The organism is Mycobacterium sp. 1274756.6, assembly GCF_001668625.1.
In the GTDB taxonomy this organism is placed as follows: domain Bacteria; phylum Actinomycetota; class Actinomycetes; order Mycobacteriales; family Mycobacteriaceae; genus Mycobacterium.
In genome coordinates this window covers 86,726-104,272 of the sequence record NZ_LZLJ01000067.1, presented here as the reverse complement: position 1 = coordinate 104,272, position 17,547 = coordinate 86,726, and the positions used below count along the sequence as shown (strand labels likewise).

General features: G+C 71.9%; 19 protein-coding genes. 11 read left to right on the top strand and 8 right to left on the bottom strand.

All coding sequences use genetic code 11. The features are described 5' to 3' along the window. Positions 1-18: 18 nt before the first annotated feature. Positions 19-657, bottom strand: a complete 639-nt coding sequence (locus A5643_RS10615) for an MBL fold metallo-hydrolase (protein WP_066854683.1) — start codon at positions 655-657, stop codon at positions 19-21. 44 nt (positions 658-701) lie between these two features. Here A5643_RS10615 and A5643_RS10610 point away from each other — a divergent pair, with 44 nt between their 5' ends. The 3 genes from A5643_RS10610 to purQ are packed head-to-tail and all read left to right on the top strand — an operon-like array spanning position 702 to position 2,303. Continuing rightward, entirely contained in the window at positions 702-1,352 is a 651-nt protein-coding gene (locus tag A5643_RS10610; protein WP_066854681.1) for an ATPase, read from the top strand. Positions 1,353-1,392: 40 nt separating this feature from the next. Beyond that, positions 1,393-1,632, top strand: coding sequence for a phosphoribosylformylglycinamidine synthase subunit PurS (purS, locus tag A5643_RS10605; protein ID WP_066854680.1), 240 nt, complete (start codon positions 1,393-1,395; stop codon positions 1,630-1,632). Next, the gene (gene purQ / locus A5643_RS10600; RefSeq protein WP_066854678.1) at positions 1,629-2,303 is read left to right on the top strand and encodes a phosphoribosylformylglycinamidine synthase subunit PurQ; all 675 of its coding nucleotides are present in this window, start codon (positions 1,629-1,631) and stop codon (positions 2,301-2,303) included. Before purS ends, purQ begins: the two co-directional genes overlap by 4 nt. Before the next feature lie 48 nt (positions 2,304-2,351). Here the strand turns inward: purQ and A5643_RS10595 are convergent, their stop codons facing one another. Together A5643_RS10595 and A5643_RS10590 are read right to left on the bottom strand one after the other, a co-directional pair. Then, on the bottom strand, positions 2,352-3,155 hold the full coding sequence (locus tag A5643_RS10595; protein WP_066854676.1) for a family 1 encapsulin nanocompartment shell protein: 804 nt from the start codon (positions 3,153-3,155) through the stop codon (positions 2,352-2,354). After that, positions 3,152-4,171: a Dyp-type peroxidase gene (locus A5643_RS10590; RefSeq protein WP_066854674.1), complete on the bottom strand. Its 1,020-nt coding sequence runs from the start codon at positions 4,169-4,171 to the stop codon at positions 3,152-3,154. Before A5643_RS10590 ends, A5643_RS10595 begins: the two co-directional genes overlap by 4 nt. 50 nt (positions 4,172-4,221) lie before the next feature. On the opposite strand from A5643_RS10590, the gene A5643_RS10585 reads away from it, so the two are divergent. Genes A5643_RS10585 through purM form a run of 7 tightly spaced genes read left to right on the top strand, consistent with a single transcriptional unit; the run spans position 4,222 to position 13,269 of the window. Continuing rightward, entirely contained in the window at positions 4,222-5,475 is a 1,254-nt protein-coding gene (locus A5643_RS10585) for a M18 family aminopeptidase (protein WP_066854672.1), read from the top strand. Between the two features lie 26 nt (positions 5,476-5,501). Then, complete coding sequence (gene purL, locus A5643_RS10580) at positions 5,502-7,796, top strand: phosphoribosylformylglycinamidine synthase subunit PurL (protein WP_066854671.1); 2,295 nt, start codon at positions 5,502-5,504, stop codon at positions 7,794-7,796. A 9-nt stretch (positions 7,797-7,805) separates the two neighbouring features. After that, positions 7,806-9,536, top strand: a complete 1,731-nt coding sequence (locus A5643_RS10575; protein ID WP_082948886.1) for an alpha/beta hydrolase — start codon at positions 7,806-7,808, stop codon at positions 9,534-9,536. After that, a complete protein-coding gene (locus A5643_RS10570) occupies positions 9,533-10,150 on the top strand; it encodes an Rv0804 family intramembrane glutamic endopeptidase (protein ID WP_066854670.1) in 618 nt (205 codons plus the stop codon). The genes A5643_RS10575 and A5643_RS10570 overlap by 4 nt, the downstream gene beginning before the upstream one ends. Before the next feature lies 1 nt (position 10,151). Beyond that, positions 10,152-10,553, top strand: coding sequence for a sterol carrier family protein (locus tag A5643_RS10565; RefSeq protein WP_066854668.1), 402 nt, complete (start codon positions 10,152-10,154; stop codon positions 10,551-10,553). 43 nt (positions 10,554-10,596) lie between these two features. Then, positions 10,597-12,132 carry an amidophosphoribosyltransferase gene (purF, locus tag A5643_RS10560; protein WP_066854666.1) on the top strand — a complete coding sequence of 512 codons (1,536 nt, stop codon included), beginning with the start codon at positions 10,597-10,599 and terminating at the stop codon, positions 12,130-12,132. 48 nt (positions 12,133-12,180) lie between these two features. Continuing rightward, the gene (gene purM / locus A5643_RS10555; RefSeq protein ID WP_066854664.1) at positions 12,181-13,269 is read left to right on the top strand and encodes a phosphoribosylformylglycinamidine cyclo-ligase; all 1,089 of its coding nucleotides are present in this window, start codon (positions 12,181-12,183) and stop codon (positions 13,267-13,269) included. Positions 13,270-13,280: 11 nt separating this feature from the next. Here purM and A5643_RS17810 read toward each other — a convergent pair whose 3' ends face one another. Both A5643_RS17810 and ygfZ read right to left on the bottom strand, forming a co-directional pair. After that, the gene (locus tag A5643_RS17810; protein ID WP_082948885.1) at positions 13,281-13,445 is read right to left on the bottom strand and encodes a DUF3073 domain-containing protein; all 165 of its coding nucleotides are present in this window, start codon (positions 13,443-13,445) and stop codon (positions 13,281-13,283) included. Positions 13,446-13,562: 117 nt separating this feature from the next. After that, positions 13,563-14,651, bottom strand: coding sequence for a CAF17-like 4Fe-4S cluster assembly/insertion protein YgfZ (gene ygfZ / locus A5643_RS10550; protein WP_066854661.1), 1,089 nt, complete (start codon positions 14,649-14,651; stop codon positions 13,563-13,565). 67 nt (positions 14,652-14,718) lie between these two features. Here ygfZ and A5643_RS10545 point away from each other — a divergent pair, with 67 nt between their 5' ends. Next, positions 14,719-15,552, top strand: a complete 834-nt coding sequence (locus A5643_RS10545) for an aminodeoxychorismate lyase (RefSeq protein ID WP_197497702.1) — start codon at positions 14,719-14,721, stop codon at positions 15,550-15,552. Between the two features lie 32 nt (positions 15,553-15,584). Here A5643_RS10545 and A5643_RS10540 read toward each other — a convergent pair whose 3' ends face one another. From A5643_RS10540 to A5643_RS10530, 3 genes are all read right to left on the bottom strand, one after another. Further along, on the bottom strand, positions 15,585-16,232 hold the full coding sequence (locus A5643_RS10540) for a heme-binding beta-barrel domain-containing protein (protein WP_066854654.1): 648 nt from the start codon (positions 16,230-16,232) through the stop codon (positions 15,585-15,587). Positions 16,233-16,397: 165 nt separating this feature from the next. After that, entirely contained in the window at positions 16,398-16,700 is a 303-nt protein-coding gene (locus A5643_RS10535; protein WP_066854652.1) for a DUF1416 domain-containing protein, read from the bottom strand. 2 nt (positions 16,701-16,702) lie between these two features. Continuing rightward, a complete protein-coding gene (locus A5643_RS10530) occupies positions 16,703-17,536 on the bottom strand; it encodes a sulfurtransferase (protein WP_066854650.1) in 834 nt (277 codons plus the stop codon). Between the last annotated feature and the right edge of the window lie 11 nt (positions 17,537-17,547).

The window sequence follows — 17,547 nt, the reverse complement described above, 5'->3', positions numbered from 1 at the left end:
AGCGCGAAGCCGACCCGCTCAGAACGAGACCGCAGACTCCTCGGGCAGCACCTGAAAGTCGGTGTCGCACATCTCGGCAAGCTGCGAGTGGTAGATGCCGCGGGCGTCGGGGGCGATGATGCCCTGATGGATCGGCACGGCCTGGGCCGGGGCCACCGCCCGCAGGTAGTCGACGGCCTCGGCGATCTTCATCCACGGCGCCGCCGCCGGGGTCGCCAGCACCGCCACCGGCTCGTCGGGTACGAACAGCGCATCCCCGGGGTGCATGAACGCCGCCCGCTTGGCGCCGTCGTCGACCAGATACGAAATGTTGTCCACCACCGGGATTTCCGGGTGGATCACCGCATGCTTGCCGCCGACCCCGCGCACCGTGAGCTCGCCGATCGTCAATCGGTCACCGACCTGCACCGCCTGCCACGGCTCACCGAGCTGCGCGGCGGTCTGCGGGTCGGCGTACAGCGCCGCACCGGGATTGGCGTCGATCAGCGCGGGCAGCCGTGCGGTGTCGGCGTGGTCGGGGTGCTGGTGGGTGACCAGGATCGCCGACAATCCGGTGATGCCCTCGAAGCCGTGGGAGAACGTGCCGGGGTCGAACAACACGGTGGTGTGGCCGAAGTCGGCCAGCAGGCAGGAATGTCCGAAATGCGTCAGTTGCATACCTTCGATTGTGCGACGATTGGCCGCGGAGGGGGTGAGGTTCGGTGCGACGTGTCCTTACCGCGGTCCTGCTGGCTGCCGCGCTGCCGCTGACCCCGACCGCCCACGCCGACCCGCAGACCTGCCCGGCGGTCTGCGACCGCATCCCCGACACCGCCTGGATCGCCGCCCGCGCCATCCCGCTCAACACCGTCTACCGCTGGCCGCGGCTGGCCGACATCGCCCAGACCGGTGCACCGCGGTGGCGCTTTGAGGAGCTCTGCGCCACCGCGCCCCCGCCGGATGACCCGCGTGGCTACGCGGTCACCGGGCAGGCCACCGTCGTCAACCCGGACGGGCAGTGGTCGCTGCAGGCGCAGATCCTGCACTGGCGCGGCGAGACCTGGCGCGGCGGACAGCTGGCCGCCCAGACCTACCGCGCCGCCGTCGACACCGTGCTGTCCTGCCAGCGCACCAGCCCGGCGCAGTCCCCGTCGCTGACCGTCGAGGACGGCCAGCGGATGGCCGCGGTCATCTCCGGGCCGGTGCTCGCGCACGTCTACCTGGTGTCGCATCCGGCGAGCAGCACCGTGACCGCGCTCACCCTGTGGTCGTCGGCCCCGCCCGCGGTGGCCTGGCCGATCCTCGACGACACCCGGGTGCTCGATGCGCTGGCCGAACCGCTGTGTGCGGCCTATCTGGGTTCGTGCGGATAGAGTTGGCGCGGAACCAGAAGACCAACAGCGAGGAGCGGCAGTGGCCCGGGTGGTCGTGCACGTAATGCCCAAGGAGGAGATCCTGGACCCGCAGGGCCAGGCCATCGTCGGGGCGCTGGGCCGGCTCGGCCACACCGGGGTCTCCGGGGTGCGGCAGGGCAAACGCTTCGAACTCGAAGTCGACGACACCATCGGCGACGACGAACTCGCCGAGATCGCCGAGTCGCTGCTGGCCAACACCGTGATCGAGGACTGGTCGATCAGCCGGGAGCCGCAGTGACCGCCCGGGTGGGGGTGATCACCTTCCCAGGCTCGCTCGACGACGTCGACGCCGCCCGCGCGGCGCGACTGGTCGGCGCCGAACCGGTGGCGCTGTGGCACGCCGACGCCGACCTCAAGGGCGTCGACGCGGTGGTGGTCCCCGGCGGCTTCTCCTACGGCGACTACCTGCGCGCCGGCGCGATCGCCCGGTTCGCCCCGGTGATGACCGAGCTGGTCAGCGCCGCCGAGCGGGGTCTGCCGGTGTTGGGCATCTGCAACGGCTTCCAGATCCTCTGCGAGGCGGGCCTGCTGCCCGGCGCCCTCACCCGCAACGCCGGGCTGCACTTCGTCTGCCGCGACGTGTGGTTGCGGGTCACCTCGACGCGCACCGCCTGGACGACGCGGTTCGAGCCCGACGCCGACCTGCTGGTCCCGCTGAAATCCGGCGAGGGCCGCTACGTCGCCCCCGACGCCGTGCTCGATGAGCTCGAGGGGGAGGGCCGGGTGGTGTTCCGCTATCTGGACAACCCCAACGGCTCCCAGCGCGACATCGCCGGCATCGCCTCGCCGAACGGCCGGGTGGTCGGGCTGATGCCGCACCCCGAGCACGCCATCGAGGCGCTCACCGGCCCGTCCGACGACGGCCTGGGCCTGTTCTACTCCGCGCTGGACGCGGTGTTGACCGCCTGAGCTCGGACCGCCTGAGCGTTGACCGCCTGAGCCCGGGACCCCTGACGATCAGGCCGTCTGCAGGCAGACGGACGCCTCGTCGGTGTAGCTGAGGAACGTCAGCGTCTCCTGCAGGTACAGCTGCACGGTGTCGGCGTCGTGGCCCAGGTAGCCGATCGACACGTCGGTGCCCAGCTGCAGGTCGAAGTCGCCGCCGCGGGTGGTCACCACGAACGCCCCGTCGATGGCCGGCGCCCAGATGATGTCGCCCTCACCGACCAGCCGGCGGATGTGCTCGCGGATCGGGTAGCCGTGCTGGGTGGTCTCACTGACCTGGGTGTAGATATCGGCCGACAGCAGCACCGAGTACGGCCCGTCCACACCGGCCAGCCGCAGCTCGGAGAGCGCCTGGCTGATCACGTCGGGGATCTCGCGGGCGTCGGCGGGCAGGGTCAGCGCCGGGTTGGAGCTGGTGGCGCGGATTCCCTCGATCGAGGCGGCCGGGTAGCCCTCGAAGATCGCCCGGTCCTCGGCGAACGCCAGTTTCTTGGCGGCGTCCTTGACCGGGTCGAAGTCGGCGTCGTTGGAGCCGCGCTCCACGTCGTCGATCTCCGCGCGGGACAGGGTGAACGGCACCCGCAGCCGCACCAGCGGCTTGCTGTCCCGCAGCTGGGCGATCACCCCGTCGCCGGGGGCGTCGACGGCGGTCAGCCGGCCGGTGCCGATCGCGGCGGCCTCCGGGCCGCCGGCGTCGGACACGTCGACAACCCGCCGCCCGGCGATGTGGCGCTTGAACGTGCGGGACGCCTCCTCCTCGATCTCCGCCCACGCGGCGTCGGTGACGGGGGCGAGCTCACGGTAGAGGTTGTTCATTGCGGGTGTCCTTTCAGGCTGCCGATGGTCAACGTGCCGGGTGGGCCGGCCGGTGCCGGGTCCGCGGATGCTGCCGGGGTACCCGGCAGCGGCGGGGGATCATCCAGAAAATCCAGGGTGGGGGTGAAGAACAACCCGCCGGTCAGCGCGGTGGAGAAATCCAGGATCCGGTCGGTGTTGCCGGGCGGGTCGCCGAGGAACATGTTGCGCAGCATCCGCTCGGTGGTCTCCGGGCTGCGCGAGTACCCGATGAAATAGGTGCCGTGCTCGCCGGCGCCGACCTTGCCGAACGGCATGTTGGCGCGCACGATGTCGAGCTCGTTGCCGTCCTCGTCCTCCACCACGTTGAGCGCGATGTGGGAGTCGGCGGGCTTGTCGTCGTCGTCGAACTCGATGTCCTCGAGCTTGGTGCGCCCGATCACCCGTTCCTGCTCGGTGGTGGGCAGCGCGTCCCAGGCCGACATGTCGTGGACGTACTTCTGCACGTGCACGTAGCTCGACCCGGCGAAGTGCGGGTCCTCGGCCCCGACACTGACCGCCGCTACCCCCTCGTCGCCGACCGGGTTCTCGGTGCCGTCGACGAAGCCGAGCAGGTCGCGGTTGTCGAAGAACCGGAAGCCGTGCACCTCGTCGACGACGGTGACCGCGTCGCCGAGCGCGTTGAGGATCCGCTTGGCCAGGTCGTAGCAGACGTCCATCGACTCGGCGCGGATGTGGAACAGCAGGTCACCCGGGGTCGACGGGGCGGCGTGGCGCGGACCCTGCAGCGCCTCGAACGGGTGCAGTTCGGCCGGGCGCGGCCCGCTGAACAACCGGTCGAAGGCCGCCGAGCCGATCGAGGTGACCAGCGACAGGCCCTTGCTCGGGTCGCGGAAGTTGATCGCGGTGGTCAGCCCCGCGAAGCCGGGCAGCGCGGCGTGCACGGTCGGCTCGCCGCCGTCGTCGATGGTGGCGACTAGAAAGATGGCGGCACAGGTCAGCGGACGCACGACGGGTTGGGAACGCACGGGTGCCACGTCCTCGACCCTAACGCGCCGCGGCGGCGCGGATGGGAAAGACTGGAGCCATGACGGCCACAGCTACGGGGTTATGCCAGTTCATCGACGCCTCACCGTCACCGTTCCACGTCTGCGCCACCGTCGCCGAGCGGCTGCGCGCGGCCGGCTACACGGAGGTCGCCGAGGCCGACCGGTGGCCGGCGAGCGGGCGGCTGTTTACCCGCCGCTCCGGCTCGATCGTGGCCTGGCACGCCGGCGAGCGGCCCGCCCGCGGGTTCCGGATCGTCGGCGCCCACACCGACAGCCCCAACCTGCGGGTCAAACAGCACCCGGACCGGCAGGTCGCCGGCTGGTCGCTGGTGGCGCTGCAGCCCTACGGCGGGGTGTGGCTGAACTCCTGGCTGGACCGCGACCTGGGTATCAGCGGCCGGCTGTCGGTGCGCGCCGGTTCGGCGATCACCGATGTCCTGGTCCGGGTAGACGAGCCGATCCTGCGGGTACCGCAGCTGGCCATCCACCTCGCCGAGGACCGCAAGGCGCTGGCCCTGGACCCGCAGCGCCACCTCAACGCCGTCTGGGCCGCCGGGGAGGCCACCCCGTTCCTGGCCTACGTCGCCGAGCGCGCCGGGCTGCGCGCCGCCGACGTGCTGGGCTTCGACCTGATGACCCACGACCTGGCGCCTTCGGCACTGACCGGGGTCGACGAGGCGTTCGTCAGCGCACCCCGGCTGGATAACCAGGCCAGCTGCTATGCCGGGCTGGCGGCGCTGCTGGGAGCCGAACCCGGCGAGCAGACCCCGGTGCTGGCGCTGTTCGACCACGAGGAGGTCGGCTCGACCTCCGATCACGGCGCCGGCTCGGAGCTGCTGCTGACCACCCTGGAGCGCATCGTGGCCGCCGCCGGCGGGGACCGGCAGGACTTCCTGGCCGCGCGGCCCGGCTCGCTGCTGGCCTCGGCGGACATGGCGCACGCCACCCACCCCAACTACCCGGAGCGCCATGAGCCGGGGCACCAGATCGCGATCAACGCCGGGCCGGTGCTCAAGGTGCACCCCAACCTGCGCTACGCCACCGACGGGCGCACCGCGGCGGCGTTCGCGCTGGCCTGCGACCAGGCCGGGGTGGCGTTGCAGCGCTACGAGCACCGCGCCGACCTGCCCTGCGGGTCGACGATCGGGCCGATGACGGCCGCCCGCACCGGCATCCCCACCGTCGACGTCGGCGCGCCGCAGCTGGCGATGCACTCGGCGCGGGAGTTCATGGGCGCGGCCGACGTCGGCGCCTACGCCGCCGCGCTGGGTGCGTTCCTGACCCCGGCGTGACCGCCGGCGCCCACTAAGCTGTTGTCGTGACGCCCGCGCCCTCCGAACACCTCGACACCGTCGACCACGCCGCCGCCACTCCCGACCAGCCCCAGCCGTTCGCCGAGCTCGGGCTCAAGGACGACGAGTACGACCGCATCCGCGAGATCCTCGGCCGCCGTCCCACCGACGCCGAACTGGCCATGTACTCGGTGATGTGGAGCGAGCACTGCTCCTACAAGTCCTCCAAGGTGCACCTGCGCTACTTCGGCGAGACCACCACCGAGCAGATGCGCGAAGCCATGCTCGCCGGCATCGGCGAGAACGCCGGGGTGGTCGACATCGGCGACGGCTGGGCGGTCACCTTCAAGGTCGAATCCCACAACCACCCCTCCTACGTCGAGCCCTACCAGGGCGCGGCCACCGGGGTCGGCGGGATCGTGCGCGACATCATGGCGATGGGCGCGCGCCCGGTCGCGGTGATGGACCAGCTGCGCTTCGGCGCCGCCGACGCCCCCGACACCCGCCGGGTGGTCGACGGGGTGGTGCGCGGCATCGGCGGCTACGGCAACTCCCTGGGCCTGCCCAACATCGGCGGCGAGACCGTCTTCGACGCCAGCTACGCCGGAAACCCGCTGGTCAACGCGCTGTGCGTGGGCGTGCTGAAAAAAGAAGACCTGCACCTGGCGTTCGCCTCGGGCACCGGCAACAAGATCATCCTGTTCGGCGCGCGCACCGGCCTCGACGGCATCGGCGGGGTGTCGGTGCTGGCTTCCGACACCTTCGCCGGCGACGAAGCCGGCGCCGGGCGCAAGAAACTGCCCGCCGTGCAGGTCGGCGACCCGTTCACCGAGAAGGTGCTCATCGAGTGCTGCCTGGAGCTCTACGCCGCCGACCTGGTGGTCGGCATCCAGGACCTCGGCGGCGCCGGACTGTCCTGCGCCACCTCCGAGCTGGCCTCCGCCGGCGACGGCGGCATGGCCATCGAGCTGGAGAAGGTACCGCTGCGCGCCGAGGGCATGACCCCCGCCGAGGTGCTCTCCAGCGAATCGCAGGAACGCATGTGCGCGGTGGTCGCCCCGGAGAACGTCGAGAAGTTCCTGGCCGTCTGCGCCAAGTGGGACGTGCTGGCCACCGTCATCGGCGAGGTCACCGACGGCGACCGGCTGCACATCACCTGGCACGGCGAGACCGTCGTCGACGTGCCGCCGCGCACCGTCGCCCACGAGGGCCCGGTCTACCAGCGCCCGCTGGCCCGCCCGGAGACCCAGGATGCGCTCAACGCCGACACCACCGCCGGGCTGCCCCGCCCGACCACCGGCACCCAGCTGCGCGAAACCCTGCTCGCGCTGATCGGCAGCCCGCACCTGTGCAGCCGGGCGTTCATCACCGAGCAGTACGACCGCTACGTGCGCGGCAACACCGTGCTCGCCGAGCACGCCGACGGCGGGATGCTGCGCATCGACGAGACCACCGGCCGTGGCATCGCGATCTCCACCGACGCCTCGGGCCGCTACACCCAACTCGACCCCTACACCGGCGCGCAGCTCGCCCTGGCCGAGGCCTACCGCAACGTCGCGGTCACCGGCGCCACTCCGATCGCGGTCACCAACTGCCTCAACTTCGGCTCCCCGGAGGACCCCGGCGTGATGTGGCAGTTCGCCCAGGCGGTCCGAGGGCTGGCGGACGGCTGTGCGGCCCTGGGCATTCCGGTCACCGGCGGCAACGTCAGCTTCTACAACCAGACCGGGGCCACCCCGATCCTGCCCACCCCGGTGGTCGGGGTGCTCGGCGTCATCGACGACGTGGCCCGGCGCATCCCCACCGCGTTCGGCACCGAACCCGGCGAGACCCTGATGCTGCTGGGCGACACCCGCGACGAGTTCGACGGCTCCATCTGGGCGCAGGTGGTCGCCGACCACCTCGGCGGGCTGCCCCCGACGGTGGACCTGGAGCGGGAGAAACTGCTCGCCGACGTGCTCACCGCCGCCTCCCGCGACGGGCTGCTGTCGGCCGCCCACGACCTGTCCGAAGGCGGGTTGGCCCAGGCGGTGGTGGAGTCGGCGCTGGCCGGGGAGACCGGCTGTCGCATCGTGTTGCCCGAGGGCGTCGACCCGTTCGTCTACCTGTTCTCCGAGTCGTCCGGGCGGGTGCTGGTCGCGGTGCCGCGCACCGAGGAGAGCCGCTTCACCGCGATGTGCGAGGCCCGCGGGCTGCCCGCCACCCGCATCGGCGTGGTCGACCAGGGCTCCGACAGTGTCGAGGTGCAGCGCCAGTTCAGCGTGTCGCTCGCCGAGTTGCGCACCACCTCCGAGAGCGTGCTGCCCGAACTCTTCGGATGACCGGGCCCGATGAGCGCACCGGCTGACCAGCAGACCACCGGTTTCGCGCGCCCGGTGCTGGGCTGGGCGTGGGGGCTGCTGCGGCTGGACTTCGTCGGGGTGGCGTTCGGGGCGCTGCTGTTCTGCCTGTCGCTGACTCCGTCGCTGCTGCCGCGGGACTGGCTGTTCCAGGGCCTCATCGGCGGCATCAACGCGGTCATCGGCTACGCGCTCGGGGTGGCGATCGGCGCGACCGTGCACCGGCTGGCGCTGCGCAACGCGACCTGGTGGCCGCCCCCGCCGCCGGTGCTGCGCGCGCTGAAGGCCACGGTGGCGATCGCCGCGCCGATCGCCTGTGTGGGGATGCTGGTGCCGGCCGCGTCCTGGCAGCGGCAGGTGTCGGCGCTGATGGAACTGCCCGGCCCGAGCACCGCAAGCTACCTGCGCACCCTGTTGGTGGCCGCCGCCTTCGCGGCCGCCGCGATCGCCGCGGCACGCATGGTCATCGACGCCATCAAAGCGTTGTCGCGCATACTGATCCGGCGGCTGCGGCTGCACAGTGAGGTGGCGCTGTTCATCGGCACCGCGATCGTGGTGGTGCTGGCGGTCACGCTGATCAACGGGGTGCTGGTGCGCGGCTTCTTCCTCGGCGCCAACACGGTTTTCGAGCCGCGCAACAACGCCACCGACCCCGGCGTGAGCCAACCGACGGCCCCGCAGCGCTCCGGCAGCCCCGCCTCGCTGGTGTCCTGGGAGGGCCTGGGCCGGCAGGGCCGCAACTTCGTCGCCGGCGGCCCCGGCGCCGACGAACTGACCGCGCTCACCGGCCGGCCGGCCAAGGAGCCGATCCGGGTCTACGCCGGGCTGCACAGTGCCGACGACGCCGACGAACGGATGGCGTTGCTGGTCAAGGAACTTCAGCGCACCCGCGCCGCGGAACGCGAAGTGCTGGTCATCGTGCCGACCACCGGAACCGGCTGGATCAACCCGGTCGCCGCGGACTCGCTGGAGATGATGTATGGCGGCGATACCGCGATCGTCGGCGTGCAGTATTCCTATCTGCCCAGCTGGATCTCGTTCCTCGGCGACGAGGAGAAGTCCCTGGCCGCCGGGCGTCGGCTCATCGACACCGTGCAGGGCTGGTGGCAGGACCTGCCGATGGCGCACCGGCCCAAACTCGCCCTCTACGGCGAAAGCCTCGGCTCGCTGGCCGGGCAGGGCGCCTTCGACTGGCTGCCCGACATCGCCGAACGCGGTTTCGACGCGGTGCTGTGGGTGGGCCCGCCCAACGCCAGCCGGCTGTGGGGCGAGCTGGAGGAGCGTCGTGACCCGGGCACCCCGGCGGTGCAACCCCGTTACGACAACGGCCGCACCGTGCGGTTCTCCCAGGCCACCGACCCGGCGGCCATCGCCGCGGTCGCCGCCCCGCCCTGGGAGGGACCGCGGGTGCTGTATCTGCAGCACGCCTCCGACCCGGTGGTGTGGTGGTCACCGGATCTGCTGTTCTCCCAACCGGATTGGCTGACCGAGGCGCCCGGAGCGGACCGCAGCGCCTCGATGCGCTGGTACCCGATCGTCACGTTCTGGCAGGTCGCCTTCGACATCACCAACGGGGAGGCCGTCCCGGAACGCCACGGCCACAACTACGGCGACACCATCCTCGACGGCTGGGCGGCGGTGCTGCCGCCGGACGGCTGGACTGGCGCCGACACCGAGAGAATCCGCGCGAAGCTGCGCGCCGAACCCGACACGGTGCCATGACTCGGGCGCGGATGCGGGCGCTGCTACTCGGCGCGGGACTGATCGGCTGGAGCTTCGCGACCGCCGCGATCCCGACGCGCTGGCGCACCCCGGTGCAGGCGCTGCTGGGTACCGCGCTGGCCGCCGCCTTCCGCGCCCCGCTCGGACTGCACCCGGCCCGGCTGGGCGCCGGGCTGCGGCTGGGACTGCCGCTGGCCGGCACCGTGGCCGCCGGGGCGGCCGCGGCCACCGCGGTGCCGCCGGTGCGCGCCGCGATGGCGGTGCGGGCGTTGCCGCCGCCGGCGGCCTGGCTGCTGTGGCGCATCCCGCTGGGCACGGTGTGGGCCGAGGAGGCGGCGTTCCGCGGGGCGCTGGCCACCGCCGCCGAACACGGCTTCGGACCCACCGGCGGGCGGGTGCTGCAAAGCGCGACGTTCGGGCTGTTCCACATCGCCGACGCCCGGTCGGCCGGCACCCCGGTGCTGCCCACCGTGGCCGTCACCGCCGCCGCGGGCTGGCTGTTCGACGCGTTGGCCCGACGCTCGGGCAGCCTGGCGGCTCCGCTGCTGGCCCACCTGGCGATCAACCAGTCCGGGGCGCTGGCCGCCCTGGCCGTCCAGCGGGTCGGGCGCTGACATGGCGGCCCGCGGCAGCCCGGATCCGGCGCAGACCCGCGCCGCGGTGCAGGCGCTGGCCGACTGGCTGCGCGACGAGACCGCCCCGCTGCCGGCGCGCACCGAACTGGCCGCTGCGGTGCGGCTGACCGCCCGCACCCTGGCGGCCGTCGTCCCGGGCCGGTCGGTGGAGGTGCGCATCCCGCCGTTCGTGGCCGTGCAGTGCATCGCCGGGCCGCGCCACACCCGCGGCACCCCGCCCAACGTGGTGGAGACCGACCCGCGCACCTGGCTGCTGCTGGCCTGCGGGCAGCTCACCCTCGAGCAGGCCGTCGCAGACGGTGTGATGCAACTCTCGGGCATTCGCGCAGGTGAGATCGGGTCCGCGCTGCCGTTGATGCGACTGGACCGGTCAGCCGGTTAGACTGCGACCGTCACCAACCCCGCGCCAGGGAGCCGCCTCGATTGTGACCACGCAGCAGCCGCTCGACGCCGAGCAGCCGGAGAACCCGCCACGCGAGGAGTGCGGTGTATTCGGGGTTTGGGCACCGGGCGAAGAAGTCGCCAAGCTCACCTACTACGGCCTCTACGCGCTGCAGCACCGCGGCCAGGAGGCGGCCGGCATCGCCGTCGCCGACGGCGCGCAGATGCTGGTGTTCAAGGATCTCGGCCTGGTCAGCCAGGTGTTCGACGAGCAGACCCTGGTCGCGATGCCTGGCCATGTCGCGATCGGGCACTGCCGCTACTCCACCACCGGCTCCACGACCTGGGAGAACGCCCAGCCGGTGTTCCGCAACACCGCGGCGGGCACCGGGGTGGCGCTGGGTCACAACGGCAACCTGGTCAACACCACCGAGCTGCTCAGCCGGGCGCGGAAGGCCGGGCTGATCCAGAGCCAGGGGCTGGAGGCCGCCACCACCGACTCCGACATCCTCGGGGCGCTGCTGGCGCACGGCTCGGCCGACACCAGCCTGGAGCAGGCCGCGCTGGACCTGCTGCCCACGGTGCGCGGCGCGTTCTGCCTGACCTTCATGGACGAGGACACTCTCTACGCCGCCCGCGACCCGCACGGGGTGCGGCCGCTGTCGCTGGGCCGGCTGGACCGCGGCTGGGTGGTCGCCTCGGAGACCGCGGCGCTGGACATCGTCGGCGCCTCCTTCGTGCGCGACATCGAACCCGGTGAGCTGCTGGCCATCGACGCCGACGGGGTGCGCTCCTCCCGGTTCGCCGAGCCCACCCCGAAGGCCTGTGCCTTCGAGTACGTCTACCTGGCCCGCCCCGACTCCACCATCGGCGGCCGGTCGGTGCACGCCACCCGGGTGGAGATCGGCCGCCGGCTGGCCCGCGAGGCCCCCGCCGACGCGGACCTGGTGATCGGGGTGCCCGAATCTGGCACCCCCGCCGCGGTCGGCTACGCCCAGGAATCCGGGATCCCGTTCGGGCAGGGGCTGATGAAGAACGCCTACGTCGGGCGCACCTTCATCCAGCCCTCGCAGACCATCCGCCAGCTGGGTATCCGGCTCAAACTCAACCCGCTCAAGCACGTCATCCGCGGCCGGCGGCTCATCGTCGTCGACGACTCGATCGTGCGCGGCAACACCCAGCGCGCGCTGGTGCGGATGCTGCGCGAGGCCGGGGCGCTGGAGGTGCACGTGCGCATCGCCGCGCCGCCGGTGAAATGGCCGTGCTTCTACGGCATCGACTTCGCCTCCCCGGCGGAGCTGATCGCCAACGCCGTCGACGACGAGGCGGAGATGGTCGAGGCGGTGCGCCGCGCGATCGGCGCCGACAGCCTCGGCTACGTCTCGAAGGAGGGCATGATCGCGGCCACCGAGCAGCCCGCCTCCCGGCTCTGCGCGGCCTGCTTCGACGGCAACTACCCGATCCCGCTGCCCGGCGACACCGCACTGGGCAAAAACGTCGTCGAACAGATGCTGGCCACCACCGCCCGCGACGCGGGCAGCCCAACCGCGGAGAACGTCGCCGCGCCGCAACGCCCGTAGAGCGACCGCAGGCCCGCCCCGGGCGGCTGCCCGGTAACCTCTAACCCGATGACGAAGCGCGCAGCAGCACCGCGTCCCGGTGACCAGGGCGTCACCTACGCGTCGGCCGGGGTGGACATCGAGGCCGGGGAACGTGCCGTCGACCTGTTCAAGCCCCTGGCCGCCAAAGCCACCCGACCCGAGGTGCGCGGCGGGCTCGGCGGGTTCGCCGGCCTGTTCTCGCTGCGCGGTGACTACCGCGAGCCGATCCTGGCCGCCTCCACCGACGGGGTCGGCACCAAACTGGCGATCGCCCAGGCCATGGACAAACACGACACCGTCGGGCTGGACCTGGTCGCCATGGTCGTCGACGACCTGGTGGTCTGCGGCGCCGAGCCGCTGTTCCTGCAGGACTACATCGCCGTCGGGCGGGTGGTGCCCGAACGGGTCAGCGCGATCGTCGCGGGCATCGCCGACGGCTGCGTGCAGGCCGGCTGCGCCCTGCTCGGCGGGGAGACCGCCGAACACCCCGGGGTGATGGACCCCGACGCCTACGACATCTCCGCCACCGGTGTCGGGGTGGTGGAGGCCGACGACGTGCTCGGCCCGGACCGGGTGCGCCCCGGCGACGTGTTGATCGCCATGGGCTCCTCGGGCCTGCACTCCAACGGCTACTCGCTGGCCCGCTCGGTGCTGCTGGAGATCGACCGGATGAACCTGGGCGGCCACGTCGAGGAGTTCGGCCGCACCCTCGGTGAGGAGCTGCTCGAGCCGACCCGCATCTACGCCAAGGACTGCCTGGCGCTGGCCGCCGAGACCCAGGTGCGCACCTTCTGCCACGTCACCGGCGGCGGGCTGGCCGGCAACCTCGACCGGGTCATCCCGCACGGGTTGCAGGCCGAACTGGATCGCGGCACCTGGGCGCCCGCGCCGGTGTTCGCGATGATCGCCCAGCGCGGCCGCATCGCCCGCGCCGAGATGGAGAAGACCTTCAACATGGGCGTCGGGATGGTGGCGGTCGTCGCTCCGGAGGACACCGACCGCGCCCTGGCCGTCCTGACCGCCCGGCACCTGGACAGTTGGGTGCTGGGAACGGTCAAAAAGGGTGGAAAAGAGGGACCGCGGGCCACGCTAGTGGGCCAGCACCCACGGTTCTGACTACCGGGCGCTCAGCGCCGCCAGTCGTCGTCCCCGAACCAGTCGTCGCCGTCGGGCTCCTTGCGACCCGCACCGGACAGCTCCCGCTGGAGTCGATCAAAGTCGGTCTGCGGAGAGCTGTACTTCAGTTCTCGTGCAACCTTCGTCTGCTTTGCCTTCGCCCGGCCGCGGCCCATCGGGGGACCCCCTCGCGCAATAACGGAGCGGCCCAACGTGCAGGCGGCTCCGATCTGTGTGTCTGTGTATTGTCCTGCCGACAGCTTACCGTGCCGTTCGGCCGAACGTGCCGATGGTCATCGGCCGCGCAGCCGCTCCACGGCTAGCCGACCCGCCCCGGGGGCGTCCGGCGGCGGCAGCGAATCGGCGTCGATCACCGCCGCGACCTGCTCCTCCGCGCCGGTCAGCAGCGGCGTTTCCGCCGGCAGGCCCCGCTTGAGCAGGGCCAACGCGATCGGGCCCAGTTCGGCGTGGTCGACGACCGTGCCCAGCCGGCCCACCGCCCGGCCGCCGGCGCGCACCGGGTTGCCGGTCTCGGGCCGGTCGGTGGCGCCGTCCAGGTGCAGCAGCGCCAGCATCCGCGGCGGTTTGCCCAGGTTGTGCACCCGCGCCACGGTCTCCTGACCGCGGTAGCAGCCCTTGTCCAGGTGCACCGCAGCGGTGCCGGGCCCGCCGATCCAGCCCACCTCGTGCGGGATGGTGCGCTCGTCGGTGTCGACCCCCAGCCGCGGGCGCACCGCCGCCACCCGGTGCGCCTCGTAGGCCCACACCCCGGCCGGGCGCAGCCCGGCGCCGTTGAGGCGTTGGCGCAGGTCGGCCAGTTGGCCGGTGGGCACCAGCACATCCAGTTCGATCGTGTCGCCGCCGGTGCCGGGCACCCGGCGGACGAACCCGCCGTCGGGCAGCGGCAGCGCGGCCTGCTCGTCGGGCAGCGCGTCGACACCGAGCGCGGCGGGCACCGCCGGGTCGGCCAGCCCGGGCCCGAGCAGTGACAGCACCGCCAACTCGGCGGGTTCGACGGCCACGTCGGCCCAGAACACCATCGAGCGCAGGTATGTGGTCAGCGGTTCGCCGCGCCAGGACTCGGTGTCGAGGTAGCTCACCCCGCCCAGCTCGGTCTGCAGCCAGTGATCTTGGACACGGCCCTGCCCGTCGAGGAAGAGGTTTTCGGTGCTGGCGCCGTCGGAGAGGTCGGCGACGTGCTGGGTGCACAGGGTGTGTAGCCAGCTGAGGCGTTCCGGGCCGGTGATGGTCAGCACAGCGCGGTGCGAGCGGTCGATGACCACCGCGGCGGTGGCCGCGGCGTGCTGCTCGCCCAGCGGGTCGCCGTAATGCCAGATCGCTCCGGCGTCGGGTCCGGTGTCGGGGGCGGGGACGGCGGTCATGCCTCCAACTGTACGAGCGTGCCAGTCCGGCTGGATAGGCTGCTGCGCTATGAGCAGCGAGCCCGCGGTGGTCGTCACGCTGGACGGCCGCACCCACCCGTTCGACGCGCCGTTGCTGCACGCCGACGACCTCGCCGCGCTGCGCGGCGACGGGGTCTTCGAGACGCTGCTGGTCCGCGCCGGTCGCGCCTGCCTGGTCGACGCGCACCTGCAGCGGCTCACCCACTCCGCCGCGCTGATGGACCTGCCCGCCCCCGACGCCGCGGTGTGGCGCCACGCGATCGCTGTCGCGGTGGGGCAGTGGCCCGGCGAGCGGGAGGGCGCGCTGCGGCTGGTCTACAGCCGCGGTCGCGAAAGCGGCACCGCCGCTACCGGTTACGTGATGATCACCGCGCTGCCCGACCGGATCGACAGCACCCGGCGGCACGGGGTGGCGGCGATCACGCTGCAGCGCGGGCTGCCCACCGGCGCGGAGTCCTGGCTGCTTGCCGGGGCGAAAACCCTGTCCTACGGGGTGAATATGGCCGCGCTGCGCCACGCCGCCCGCCGCGGCGCCGACGACGTGATCTTCCTCAACCCCGACGGCACCGTGCTGGAGGGGCCGCGCTCGACGGTGGTGATCGCCACCGACGACGGGCGCACGCTGGCCACCCCGCCGCACACCCAGCCGATTCTGGCCGGCACCACCCAGCAGGCTCTGTTCGCCGCGGCCGCCGAAGCCGGCTACCGCTGCGACTACCGGCAGTTGCGGCTGGCGGATCTGCGGGCGGCGTGCGGGGTGTGGCTGGTCTCGAGCATGACGCTGACCGCGCGGGTGCACACCCTCGACGGGCAGGCGCTGGCCCCGGCGGCGCGCGCCGCGGAGTTCGTCGCGCTGGTCGATGCCGCGGTGGCGCGCTGAGGCTGTCGTGCGGGCGAGGGGCGAAGCCCGGCTCAGCCGATGAAGCGGGCCAGCCGCGCCGACAAATGCGGCACCAGCGCGCCGTCGGCGTCGACTCGCTCCTCGACGTAGGCCAGGTCGCCGTCCTCGACGATGCCGTAGAGCCGCTTGGCGCCGCCGACGACCACCCCGGACTTGCTGCGCGCCAACGCGTCGGTGGCCAACTCCCAGGAGGACTGGCTGCGCGGGTGGCCGTAGAACAACTCGATGTAGCCGGCCGAATGCGCCAGCAACAACTCGATGGCCTGGGTTTCGGTCGGGTCGTCGGGGTCCTCGACGAACCGCCAGAACCCCGCCTCGCGCAGCCCGGGCCGCTGGTAGGCGCCCGCGTCGTCGAGCCGCCACATCCGCGACTCCCAGTTCAGGTAGTCCCCACCGTCGTGGGAGACCACGATCTGCTGGCCGAACGGGTAGTCGCCGGACTCGTCGCGGCCGGTCCCCTCCCCGCGCCACACCCCGACCAGCGGCAGCAGCGCCAGCAGGGAGTCCTGCAGGTCGGCGCCCTGCCGCAGATTGGCCGTGTCGGCCGGCAGCGGCAGGTCGGCGAAGGTGGGGAGGTTGCGGTCGGCGGTCTCGCGGGCGCGCTCCGCGGCGGCCGACACCGCGCGGTCACCCGAACCGGGGGTCGGCCCAGCGGTCACGACTCGTCGGTGATCTGCCGGTAGAGGACGTACAGCGCGAACCAGGTGATGACCGCGGTGGCCGCCACAAGCATGATCTCGAAGAACAACACCACGATGGTCAGTCTAAGGGGAGGTGCGCGTCCCCGGCCGACCGGGAGTCCGGCCGGCCGGGGACTGTCCCCCTCAGGCGATCTTGACGTCGACTTCGTGGATGCCGGTGCCCGACGGGGTGATCACCGCGTCACCGTTGCCGGCCGGGGAGAGCGCACGCAGCGTCCAGGACCCGGGAGCGGCGAAGAACCGGAAGTCACCGGTGGCCGACGCGACCACCTCGGCGGTGAACTCATCCGAGGCGTCCAGCAGGCGCACGAAGGCGCCGCCGACCGCCTGGCCGGAGCCGTCCACCACCCGACCGGTGATGACGGTCTCCTTCTCCGGGTCGACGCCCGCGGGCAGGGTCTGTCCTTGTTTCGGTGCAGAGCACATATTCAGCTTCCCAACTCGATCGGGGCCCCCACCAGGGAGCCGTATTCCACCCAACTGCCGTCATAGTTTTTGACGTTCTGATGTCCCAGCAGTTCCTGCAGCACGAACCAGGTGTGCGAGGAGCGCTCCCCGATCCGACAGTAGGCAATGGTTTCCTTGCTGGTGTCCAGGCCGGCGTCCGCGTAGAGCTTGGTCAGCTCCTCGTTGGACTTGAACGTGCCGTCCTCGTTGGCCGCCTTGCTCCACGGCACGTTGATGGCGCCGGGGACGTGGCCACGCTGCTGGCTCTGCTCCTGCGGCAGATGCGCTGGGGCAGAGATCTTTCCGGAGAACTCCTCCGGCGAGCGGACGTCGACCAGGTTCTTCTTCCCGATCGCGGCGATCACGTCGTCGCGGAACGCGCGGATGCTGTTGTCCAGCGGCTGCGCGGTGTAGGAGGTCGCCGGCCGGTTCACCGCGTCGGTGGTCAGCGGACGACCGTCCAGCTCCCACTTCTTGCGGCCGCCGTCGAGCAGCTTGACGTTCTCGTGCCCGTAGGACTTGAAGTACCAGTAGGCGTAGGCGGCGAACCAGTTGTTGTTGCCGCCGTAGAGGATCACGGTGTCGTCGTTGGCGATGCCGCGCTCGCTGAGCAGCTTGGAGAACTGCTGCGCGTCAACGAAATCCCGCTTCACCGGGTCCTGCAGGTCTTTGCGCCAGTCCAGCTTCACCGCACCGGGGATGTGCCCGGTGTCGTAAGCGCTGACGTCTTCGTCGACCTCGACGAAGACCGTCTTGTCGGCGTCGAGATTGTTCTGGGCCCACTCGGTGGAGACCAGAACATCGGAACGAGCCATGGTGGAGATCC